A 10,915-nucleotide genomic window follows, 5' to 3' on the forward strand; every position below is an offset into this window, starting at 1 on the left:
GGTGTCTCCCTCCCCCCCCCCCCACCCCACCCCCTCACATCCCCGAACCGTAAGGACGAGCCATGACGGCGATCGCCACCGACGTCGACACGTCGCCGACCCCGCGCCTCCCGCGGCGCAGGTCGCGACTGCGGAGGCGCAACTCCCTCATCGGCTGGAGCTTCATCCTGCCGAACTTCCTGGGCTTCGCGCTGCTGACGCTGATCCCCGTCGTGACGCTGTTCTACCTCGGCTTCACGAACTGGAACATCTTCGGCACCGCCAACTGGACCGGCCTCGCGAACTTCCAGCGCCTGCTCGGCGACACGACGTTCCACACCGCGGTGCTCAACACCTTCTACTATGCGATCCTGCACATCCCGCTGACGTTCGTCGTCTCGCTGGGGCTCGCTCTGCTGCTGAACACCAAGCTGCGCGGTGTCGCCTTCTTCCGCACGGCCGCCTTCTTCCCGTACATCACGTCGATCGTCGCCATCGCGGTGGTCTGGAACCTGCTGTTCAGCCCGCAGTACGGCCCGATCAACCAGCTCCTCCACTTCGTCGGCATCGCGAACCCTCCGACCTGGCTGCAGTCCACGACGTGGGCTCTGCCCGCCACGGTCATCGTCAGCACGTGGCGCGACATGGGGTACTACATGGTCCTGTTCCTCGCGGGCCTGCAGACGGTGCCCCGCGAACTCCACGAGGCGGCCCGCGTCGACGGCGCGAGCGTCTGGCAGCGCTTCTGGAACGTGACCATGCCGTGCCTGCGGCCGACGACCTTCTTCGTGACGGTCATGCTCACAATCAACTCGTTCAAGGTCTTCGACCTGATCCTGGTCATGACCAACGGCGGTCCGGGCAACGCGACCCTCGTGCTCTCCCAGTTCATCTACCGCACCGCGTTCGTGCAGAACGAGTTCGGCTACGCCTCGGCAGCATCCATCGTCCTGTTCCTCATCTGCATCGTCGTGACGATCATCCAGTTCCTCATCAACAAGCGACGGAGTGCCTGATGAGCGCGATCACCGAACCCGCCACCCTCCAGCGGAGCCTTCAGGAGCTCGCCGAACGTCCGCCTCAGCGCGACGGTCGCGCACCGCGCAACCGCCTGCACCGTGTCGCCCGCGTGGTCGGCTACATCGTTCTCGTCATCGCCGCCTTCGCGCTCCTCGTGCCGTTCTTCTGGATGGTGTCGAGCTCGCTGAAGCCCGCTAACGATGTCTTCTCGGTCCCAGTGAAGTGGCTTCCGCAGACGTGGGACTGGAGCAACTACGTCAACATCTGGACACACTCGAACATCGTCGTCTGGATCCGGAACACGCTCGTGCTCGCGGTCGCCGTGACCATCCTCCAGGTCTTCACCGGCTCGTTCGCCGCCTACGGATTCGCGCGCGTGAAGTTCCGCGGTCGCGACGCGCTCTTCCTGGCGTACATCGCGACCATCGCGGTGCCGTGGCAGTCGTACATGATCCCGCAGTTCATCATGCTCTCGAAGCTGCACGTCGCGAACACGCTGTGGGCCATCATCCTGCTCCAGGCGTTCGGCGCCTTCGGGGTGTTCCTGATGAAGCAGTACTACGAGACGATTCCCGAAGAACTCTCGGAAGCGGCCCGCATCGACGGCCTCAGCGAGTACGGCATCTGGTGGCGCATCATGGTGCCGCTGTCGGTGCCGGCGATGGCGAGTCTCACGCTCCTCACGTTCGTCACGGTCTGGAACGACTATCTCGGCCCGCTCATCTACCTGCGGAACCCGGACCTGTGGACGCTGCAGCTCGGACTGCAGACGTTCGTGAGCAACCAGTACGCCGCGAACTACGGCCTGATGTTCGCGGGCCTCGTGATCTCCGTCGTGCCGATCGGGATCGTGTTCCTCTTCGGGCAGAAGTACTTCGTCGAGGGCATCGCGACCAGCGGAATGAAGGGCTGACGGCCATGCGACGGATCTCCCACGGCTTCGCCTCGACCATCTTCGAGGTCGTCTATCTCGGCCTTGCCACCAACCTGATGCTCGCCCTCGCGTGCCTGCCGCTGCTCCTGCTGGTCATCGGAACCGACCCGGCGGAGACGTGGCCCTATCTCGCTGCGACCGCGGCGCTCGCCGCCCCCGGCTGCAGTGCAGCGTTCACGGTGTTCCGCGAGCAGGGGCAGAACGGCGCCGGACCGATGCGGACGTTCCTCCGCGGCTACGCGGCGACCTGGCGCAAGGCGCTGGCGATCGGTGCGGCCACGGCGGCGCTCCTCGTCGTGCTGCTCGGCGACGTGCGCGCGCTCGCGTCCTCGGCAGTCGGAGTCGTGGTCGTTCCGCTGCTCCTCATGCTGAGCGTCCTTGCGCTGGCGGTGGCGATCCTCTCGCTGGTCGCGATCGCAGAGGTCCCGATCGCCCGGCTGCGGGACGTGCTCCGCGCGGCCGTCCTCCTCGGCGTGCGGCGCTGGTACCTCAGCCTCGTGTCGCTGCTGATCGGAGCCGTGCAGATCGCCCTGTTCGCGAACCTTCCGGCGATCGCCGCCGGGGTGACTGCCGCTGCCGCGCTCTACCTGATCTGGGCCGACTGCCGCTACACGCTGCGCCCTGTGCTTCCGGCCGCCGAGCCGCTGACCGACTGACCGCCGATGAATCGACAAGGACCGCAACGCATGACCTCCCTCTCCTCCGCTCCGGGATACGCCGGTGCGATCCGGACCGAAGCCCGCGCCGCCCTCGAGACCGCGATCGAGACGACGCGTCGCACGATCGAGAAGTTCGCTGCCGCCTACCCCGACGACACGACGGATGACGGCGTCTATCCGCCGCGCCCGGCGCTGGGCGATATCCCCGAGGGAGGCAACCACGGCTGGACGACCAGTTTCGTCCCCGGCATGCAGTGGATCGCGTGGGAGGCCACGGGCGACGACGCCTTCCGGGAGGCCGCCCTGCGGCACACGCGCGACTTCGAGCGCCGCGTGAACCAAGGTCAGGACCTGGACACCCACGACCTCGGCTTCCTGTACAGCCTCTCGTGCGTCGCCGCGTGGCGCCTGACGGGGGACGAGGATGCGCGCCGGGCCGCGCTGGCCGCAGCCGACCACCTGATGACCCGCTTCCTGGAGCCGGCCGGCATCGTGCAGGCGTGGGGCGACCTCTCCGACCCGCACCAGGCGGGCCGCACGATCATCGACAGCCTGATGAACATGCCCCTGTTGACCTGGGCCTCCGAGCAGACGGGCGACGAACGATACGCCGACGCGGTCCGGCGGCACACGCTGCAGCTGCGCGACCACATCGTGCGGCCGGACGACTCGACCTTCCACACGTTCTACTGGGATGTCGAGACCGGCGAGCCGCTCCGCGGTGCGACGGAGCAGGGTGCGCACGACGACTCGTGCTGGGCGCGCGGACAGGCATGGGGCGTCTACGGCTTCGCCCTCAACTTCCACGCCACGGGCGACGAGCGGTTCCTCGATGCGTCGCGCCGGTGCGCCGCGTACTTCCTCGCGCACCTCCCCGCCGACGATGTCCCGTATTGGGACCTGGTGTACACGGACGGCAGCGACGCCCCGCGCGACAGCTCGGCCGCGGCCATCGCAGTGTCGGGCCTCCGCGAGCTCGCCATCGCCGAGGACGACCCGGAGGCCGCCGCGCGTGCGACCGAAGCCGCGGACCGCATCCTCGCCTCGCTCATCGAGAACTACACGCCGGCCGATGACGTCTCGGACGCTCTCCTCCTGCACGGCGTCTACAACCTCCCCGGCGACCACGGCGTCGACGAGGGCACCCTCTGGGGGGACTACTTCTACCTGGAGGCGCTGATGCGCACGGTCGATCCCGAATGGCGGCTCTACTGGTGAGCCGGGCACGTTCGGAGCCGGAGCTGTCATGCGCCTCGTGACCTACCGGGAGGAGGGCGGCGACCGGCCGGCCGTCGTCGTCTCGAGCCCGGAGGGCGATCGCCTGCTCGACCTGTCCGGGGTCGCGCCGCGCGTGGAGGAGATCCTCGCGGACGACGCCCTGCTCGCGCAGGTGCGTGCGGCGGTCGAGACGGCGGATGCCGCCTCCCTGCCGGCACTCGCGAGTGCGGCGCTCGCTGCGCCGGTGACGCCGGGCAAGATCCTGTGCCTCGGCTACAACTACCGGGGGCACGTGCCCGACGGCGTCGACCCGGCGGCGAACGACCCGGAGTGGCCGGACGTCTTCGTCAAGACGCCGAACACCCTTGCCGGTCCCGGCGACCCGGTCGCGATCCCGCCCGGTGCGACCGACGTCGACTACGAGGGCGAGGTCGCGATCGTCATCGGGCAGCGAGCCCAGCGGGTCTCGATCGAAGACGCGCTCGGCCACGTCGGCGGGTACACCATCCTCAACGACGTGTCCGACCGGGGGTGGCAGCGGCGGCAGAGCCAATGGGCCCTCGGCAAGTGCTCGGACGGGTTCGCGCCGCTCGGCCCGTGGGTCGTCACGCCCGACGAGGTGCCCGATCCTCAGGAGCTGCTCGTCGAAGTGGTCCGCGACGGCGTCGTCACCGTCTCGCAGTCGACCTCGACCACGATCTTCAGCGTGGCGTTCGTCATCCACCATCTGAGCCAGGTGCTGACCCTGGAGCCGGGCGATGTCGTCTCGACGGGAACGCCGCAGAAGCTCCCCGGGGCCCAGCAGGCGCACCGGCCGCTCGCGGACGGCGATGCCGTCACCGTGCGTATCACGCGGATCGGAGAGCTCACCACCCGTTTCGTGTCCGCGCAGGGCGCTCCCTCGCGCTCCCACCCCGCTCGCTCGACGACCGGCGCCCCGCAGGAGGTCCCCGCATGATCCTCGATTCGTTCCGCCTGGACGGGAAGGTCGCCCTCGTGAGCGGCTCGAGCCGCGGGATCGGCCAGGGCGCCGCGATCGCGCTCGCCGAAGCCGGCGCCGATGTCGCGCTCCTCGACCGGGGCGATGCCTCCGCGACGGCCGACCGCATCCGCGCGCTCGGTCGGCGCGTGCATCCGATCCGGCGCGACTTCGCCTCGGCGAGCCCGCAGGAGCTCGCGGACGCCGTCACGGAGGCGGTCGCCGAGCTCGGCGGACTCGACATCCTCGTCAACAACGCCGGGACGATCCGCCGCGCCCCGGCGGCGGAGTATCCGGCCGGCGACTGGGAGGATGTTCTCACCGTCAACCTGGATGCTGTCTTCCATCTCTCGCAGGCCGCCGGCCGCCACATGATCGCGCAGGGAAACGGCCGCATCATCAACGTCGCGTCGATGCTGTCCTTCCAGGGAGGCGTCTTCGTCCCCGCCTACACGGCGTCCAAGCACGCGGTCGCGGGGCTCACGAAAGCACTCGCCAACGAGTGGGCGGTCTCGGGGGTCACGGTCAACGCCGTCGCGCCCGGCTACATGGCGACCGACAACACCGCCGCCCTGCGCGCCGATGCCGAACGCGAGGCGTCGATCGTCTCCCGCATCCCCGCCGGGCGCTGGGGCACGGCGGCCGACCTGCAGGGCGTCTTCGTCTTCCTCGCCTCGGATGCCGCGGCCTACGTCACCGGCGCCATCGTCCCGGTCGACGGCGGCTGGCTGGTCCGCTGACCTCCGCCGACACCCTCCGGCCCGAACATCATCCGCCGACATCCGAACAGGAGCATCATGGCCACCCCCATCGAGCAGCGCTACGCGACCAACCCTGCCCAGATCCCGGGCATGACGACGCAGCAGCTGCGTGACTCATACCTGATCCCCGAGGTGTTCGCCCCGGGCGAGATCCGCCTCACCTACACGCACCACGACCGCATCGTGCTCGGCGGCGCGACTCCGGCCGGGGGTGTTCTGGAGCTCGGCGGCTACCCCGAGATCCGCAGCGACTACTTCCTCGAGCACCGCGAGCTGGGCATCGTGAACGTCGGCGGCACCGGAACGGTCACGGCGGACGGCGAGGTGTACGAGCTGGTGAACGGCGCCTGCCTGTACCTGGGCCGCGGCATCCGCGAGGTGTCGTTCGCCGGCGACGCGGCGCAGTTCTACCTCTTCTCCGCTCCCGCCCACACGAGCCACCCGGCCGCGCTGGTGTCGCCGGGCGAAGGCACCGTGCGGGAGCTCGGCGACCAGGTGACGAGCAACCGCCGCACTCTCAACCAGTACATCCACGAGAACGGCATCGCGAGCTGCCAGATCGTCATGGGCGTGACGCAGCTGCACCCCGGCTCCATGTGGAACACCATGCCCGCTCACACGCACGATCGCCGCACCGAGTGCTACCTGTACTTCGACGTACCGGAGGACGCGCGCGTCATCCACCTCCTCGGTGAGCGCGAGGAGACCCGCCATCTCGTCGTGGCCGACCGGCAGGCGATCATCTCGCCGAGCTGGTCGCTGCACTCGGGCGTCGGGACCGCTGCCTACTCGTTCGTGTGGGCGATGGCGGGCGAGAACCAGACGTTCGACGACATGGATGCTGCGCCGGTCACCGACCTCGCCTGAACGGGCTGCGGCCCGCAGGCCGCAGCCGCAGCCGCAGCCTCAGCCGCAGAAGAATATCGCCTCATCGTGGAGGCGAAGAATGGAGACACAGATGTCCGAGGCGATGACGTTCCGCCCGAGTTCCGGCCGGAAGATCCGGGGGCCCGTCCTGACCGCTCTGGTGAGCGCCGCGCTGGTCGCGACATCCATCGGCCTCCCGGCCGCCGCGCAGGCGGCGGTGACCGATCCCGTCGTCGTCACGGTGAACGGCGCGGACGTGGCCGCGGCCGCCACGAACGTCAACGGGCTCACCTTCAAGGGCTTCGGCCTGCTCTCGGGCAACTCGACCAGCTCCCTGCTGATGGACTACAAGGCGCAGCATCCCGACAAGTACTGGCAGCTCATCCAGACCCTCTTCGGCGGGTCCCACCCGATCATGAACACCGTCAAGATCGAGATGGGCAACGACCGCAACACGTCCACGGGCCCGGAGGCGGCGACGATGCGCACCCGCGCCGAGTACCCGAACGTGCAGCGGGAGCCGGGGTTCCAGCTCGCGGCCGACGCCCAGAAGGTGGCCGCGGGAACCGTGCACGTCAGCCTCCTCCGCTGGAGCCGCCCGACGTGGGTGGCGACGGATGCCGACCAGTACATCTGGTTCAAGAACACCGTCCTCGCCGCGTACCGCGAGTACGGCATCATGGTCGACTCGATCAATCCCGACACGAATGAGACCAGCTCCCCGAACACATCGCTCTACGAGTCGTTCTCGGGCTGGCTGCGCAACGACACCACGGGGTACGAGGGCGCAACGGCCGGCGACCCCAACGACGGCTTCGCGAGCACCGAGGAGGCGCAGCTGTTCCACCGCATCAAGACCATTGCGGCCGACACGGTGGGCACCCCGCCGCTGTCGTTCGGCAATGCGATGACGGCGACGGACCCGACACTGCGCAACGCGGTCGACGTGGTCGGCTTCCACTACAGCAGCGCGGACGACTCCAACGGCAACCTGAAAAAGCTCGCGCAGCAGTTCGACAAGGAGGTGTGGAACTCGGAGGGTCAATCGACCTTCTCGAACTCGGCCGACCGGCCGAACAACAACGCGAGCGACGAAGCCGGCGGCAACGGCACCCAGTTCGGCGGCACCAACAGCGCGCTCGAGATGGGCAACTGGATCACGACGGGGTTCGCCGCAGCCAACCGCACCTTCAGCATCTTCCAGCCCGCGATCGGGTCGTTCTACGACGGGATGCAGTACTCCTCGAAGGAGCTCGTGAGCGCCCGCGACCCGTGGTCGGGCTGGACCTACTACGACGGCGGGCTGGACGTCCTCGCCCAGTTCACGCAGTTCGCGAAGCTCGGCTGGGAGAACTCGGACAACAACGCCGGCATCTGGCGGGCGATCCCGCAGGCGTCGGCCAGCCAGCTCGGCACGGGCAACCCGCCGAGCGGCGCCCGCACGGGCGGAGCCTCCTACACGACCCTCGCGGCGCCGGATGCCTCCGACTTCTCGACGGTCATCGTCAACGACAGCAAGTACACGCGCACCTACACGATCGCGGCGAACGGACTGAACCTCGGCGACGACAAGACGATGGAGCTCTGGGAGACGCGGGCGGCGGATGCCGGCCAGGCGTACGACGCGAACTACCTGAAGCCGGTCGACGAGATCTCGCCGGCCGCCGACGGGTCGTACACGTTCACCGTGAAGCCGTGGTCGACGCTGACCGCGACGACGCTCGACCACGCCACGAAGGCGGCGGACGGCTCCCTGACGCCGAAGGCGGGCTATGGCAACACGCTGCCGACCTCCACGGAGTACACGGCCGCGGGCGGCGGACGTGACGTGCTCGACACGGACTCGTCGGGCAACACCAACGGCGTGACCGACGACGCGTACCTCTACGCCGACGACTTCGACTACGCGGACGAGGGCGACGTCAAGACCTACGACTCCGCGACGGGCGCGCTTGTCGACAGCGGCGAGTCCTACCTCGACAGCCGCGGCGCCAAGGCGAAGCCGGCCGGAACGCCGGGTGTGTCGACCGCCGACAACGGCGCCACCCCGCGCTACACGGACGACACGAACGGCGCGTTCGAGTCCGTCGCCACCAGCGACTCGGCGCACGGCCGCGTGCTGCGCCAGCAGGTCGGCCCCGGCATGGCCGGCAGCGCCTGGAACGGGGGCGATCCGAAGACCACGATCGGCGACGGCCGCTGGGCCGACTACACCGTGTCGGCCGACGTGCGGTTCGAGGCGACGGCCTCGGGCCAGTACGCCACGATCGGCGCCAGGGAGCAGGGCGGGACGGCCAACGGGCAGAATGTCTCGGCGGCCGAGCTGAAGGTCGACCCGACGGGCGCCTGGACCTTCGCGCGCTTCGGCACGACGGTCTCCAGCGGCACCGTGGCGGGCGACGCCGGCGTCGCGTTCCAGTCCGGCGCGGGCGTGTGGAACACCCTGGCCGTGACCGTCGCCGGGCCCGTCTACAGCGCATCCATCAACGGCAAGCAGATCACCACGTACACGGATCCGTCACCCCAGGCGACCGGCCGCATCCAGCTCGGATCGAGCTTCGACTTCGTCGACTTCGACAACCTGAAGGTCACCACCGTGCCCGGCTACACGCCGTACTACACGCAGCTCATCGACGGGATGCACCAGGCGAGCTGGGCCGACCGCTCGACGCCGGTCCTGCAGTTCGACAGCGGCTGGAGCAACATCAACGGCCAAGGCATGTTCGAGTACCAGCGCACCGCCTCCAACAGCACGCGCCAGGGCGCGGCGATGACGTACACCTTCACCGGCACCGGACTGGACATCATCGGTACGAACACCGGTAAGCCGACATTGAACGTCAGCGTGGACGGGAAGCAGGTCGTCGCGAACGCGCCGACCCTCGCCTCCGGAAGCGAGCGCACCGCCTTCGAGCTGCGCGGCTTGAGGAACGGCACGCACACCGTGGTCTTCTCGACGGCCAACGCGAGCCCGATCGACGTGGATGCGGTGGGCGTCATCACCGCGAACGCCGACTCGGCGAAGGTCGACACGACCGCGCTCGCTGCCGCGGTCGCGAAGGGCGACGCGCTCAACGCGGACGATTGGGGCACGGACTCGTGGTCCCGTGTGAGCGCGGTGCTGACGGATGCACGATCCGCCGTCGCCGATCCGTCGGCATTCGGCCTCGACGCGGAGGGTGCCGCCGCGATCGGCGCCCGGCTGACGGCCGCGATCGACGCACTCGTCCCGAAGGACGTCAGCACGGACGTGCGCGATCTCGGGATGACCGCTGTGACCACAGCCGGCCGCTCGCTGCCGAAGACCATGTCGATCGACGGGTCGAGTGTGGCAACCACGTGGGATGCCGCATCCCTCGCCGGCGTCGCCTCGACGGCCGAGCTCGGGAGTTTCACGGCGACGGGACGCACGACGGACAAGACCTCCGCCGGCGTGTACCAGCGCTTCAGCGTCGTCGTCCTGATGGTGCCCGCGAACCTCGCGTACTTCATCGACTCCGGCGCATCGACGTCCTCCGCGCCGTCGGCGTACGCAGCGGTCGCAGGACTCGATCCGTACCTCCAGAACGCTGCCGCCGACCAGAAGTGGGATGGCACGACTCCGGGATCCACCTGGGGATACTCCACCGCAGCGACCACCCTCGCCGCCGGCACGCCGACCGACTGGGGCTCGTCCTACATCGGCGCCGACTACAACAAGCCCGTCACGTATCACCTGAGCCTGCCCGCGGGCAGCTACAACGTGGTGGGGGTGCAGGCGCCGCGTGCCGGCCTGACGACGAACATCTACTCGAAGGTGGGCGTCCACGGCGGCGTGGCGACGACGGTGACGGCGGCCTCGAACGGGACGGCGACCCCGATCGCCCAGCGCATCACGTTGGATGCGCCGGCGGTCGTCGACCTCGAGTTCGGCACGAACGGCACGAGCGGTTACAACGCGCGGCTCGCGCTCGCCTACGTGCAGACGCTCCCGCGCGACCTCGGAGTGCAGGGGACACTGGGCCTGAAGGATGCGCTGCCCGCCACGGTGAAGGTCGACGGCGCGGACACGGCGGTCACCTGGGACGACGCATCCGTCGCGCGGCAGCGCACCCTGTACGGCAAGCTCTCCGTCTCGGGTACGATCGGCGCCGACGCGGTGCCGGTGGTCGCCTCGTACGAGGTGATCCCGATGGGTCTCGTCTACTTCATCGACGCAGGCACGAACGGCGTCGCCTCGCCGGAGTACACCGCGGTGAAGCAGTCGGTCCCGACCCTCCTCAACGACACCGTCGACCAGGCGCAGCCGGCCGCCGGCCAGTGGGGCTACGACCCCGACGGGATGGTGACGAAGGCGGCGACCGACATCACCGACAAGTACTCGACGGGGCTCTACCAGAACACGACCCGGCTGACCTATCACCTGCCCCTGGACGCGGGCACGTACACGCTCACCGGCGGCTTCACCGAGTGGTGGAACCTCTCCCGGTCGATGTACCAGACGGTATCGGTGAACGGG

The 10,915-nt window shown here is 69.1% G+C and carries 8 protein-coding genes; all 8 read left to right on the forward strand.

The features are described 5' to 3' along the window. Positions 1-62 precede the first annotated feature (62 nt). Positions 63-995 carry a carbohydrate ABC transporter permease gene (locus ACPYOG_RS16905; protein WP_481295329.1) on the forward strand — a complete coding sequence of 311 codons (933 nt, stop codon included), beginning with the start codon at positions 63-65 and terminating at the stop codon, positions 993-995. Continuing rightward, a complete protein-coding gene (locus ACPYOG_RS16910; protein WP_481295330.1) occupies positions 995-1,912 on the forward strand; it encodes a carbohydrate ABC transporter permease in 918 nt (305 codons plus the stop codon). Before ACPYOG_RS16905 ends, ACPYOG_RS16910 begins: the two co-directional genes overlap by 1 nt. A 5-nt stretch (positions 1,913-1,917) precedes the next feature. Further along, positions 1,918-2,589, forward strand: coding sequence for a ferredoxin-NADPH reductase (locus ACPYOG_RS16915; RefSeq protein ID WP_481295331.1), 672 nt, complete (start codon positions 1,918-1,920; stop codon positions 2,587-2,589). 30 nt (positions 2,590-2,619) lie between these two features. Beyond that, on the forward strand, positions 2,620-3,810 hold the full coding sequence (locus tag ACPYOG_RS16920) for a glycoside hydrolase family 88 protein (RefSeq protein ID WP_481295332.1): 1,191 nt from the start codon (positions 2,620-2,622) through the stop codon (positions 3,808-3,810). 28 nt (positions 3,811-3,838) lie between these two features. After that, positions 3,839-4,768 carry a fumarylacetoacetate hydrolase family protein gene (locus ACPYOG_RS16925; RefSeq protein WP_481295333.1) on the forward strand — a complete coding sequence of 310 codons (930 nt, stop codon included), beginning with the start codon at positions 3,839-3,841 and terminating at the stop codon, positions 4,766-4,768. Beyond that, positions 4,765-5,529, forward strand: coding sequence for a 2-dehydro-3-deoxy-D-gluconate 5-dehydrogenase KduD (gene kduD / locus ACPYOG_RS16930; RefSeq protein ID WP_481295334.1), 765 nt, complete (start codon positions 4,765-4,767; stop codon positions 5,527-5,529). Before ACPYOG_RS16925 ends, kduD begins: the two co-directional genes overlap by 4 nt. Positions 5,530-5,586: 57 nt before the next feature. Beyond that, the gene (gene kduI, locus ACPYOG_RS16935) at positions 5,587-6,417 is read left to right on the forward strand and encodes a 5-dehydro-4-deoxy-D-glucuronate isomerase (protein WP_481295335.1); all 831 of its coding nucleotides are present in this window, start codon (positions 5,587-5,589) and stop codon (positions 6,415-6,417) included. Positions 6,418-6,508: 91 nt separating this feature from the next. Then, positions 6,509-10,915 (forward strand): 3-keto-alpha-glucoside-1,2-lyase-like domain-containing protein (locus tag ACPYOG_RS16940; RefSeq protein ID WP_481295336.1); only part of this gene is annotated, 4,407 nt, incomplete at its 3' end.

This window comes from Leifsonia sp. HAY1-4F (genome assembly GCF_056755275.1).

Coding starts and splice junctions, on each gene's coding strand:
- ACPYOG_RS16905 (WP_481295329.1), top strand. CDS start 63: ATGACGGCGATCGCCACCGACGTCGACACGTCGCCGACCCCGCGCCTC.
- ACPYOG_RS16910 (WP_481295330.1), top strand. CDS start 995: ATGAGCGCGATCACCGAACCCGCCACCCTCCAGCGGAGCCTTCAGGAG.
- ACPYOG_RS16915 (WP_481295331.1), top strand. CDS start 1,918: ATGCGACGGATCTCCCACGGCTTCGCCTCGACCATCTTCGAGGTCGTC.
- ACPYOG_RS16920 (WP_481295332.1), top strand. CDS start 2,620: ATGACCTCCCTCTCCTCCGCTCCGGGATACGCCGGTGCGATCCGGACC.
- ACPYOG_RS16925 (WP_481295333.1), top strand. CDS start 3,839: ATGCGCCTCGTGACCTACCGGGAGGAGGGCGGCGACCGGCCGGCCGTC.
- kduD (WP_481295334.1), top strand. CDS start 4,765: ATGATCCTCGATTCGTTCCGCCTGGACGGGAAGGTCGCCCTCGTGAGC.
- kduI (WP_481295335.1), top strand. CDS start 5,587: ATGGCCACCCCCATCGAGCAGCGCTACGCGACCAACCCTGCCCAGATC.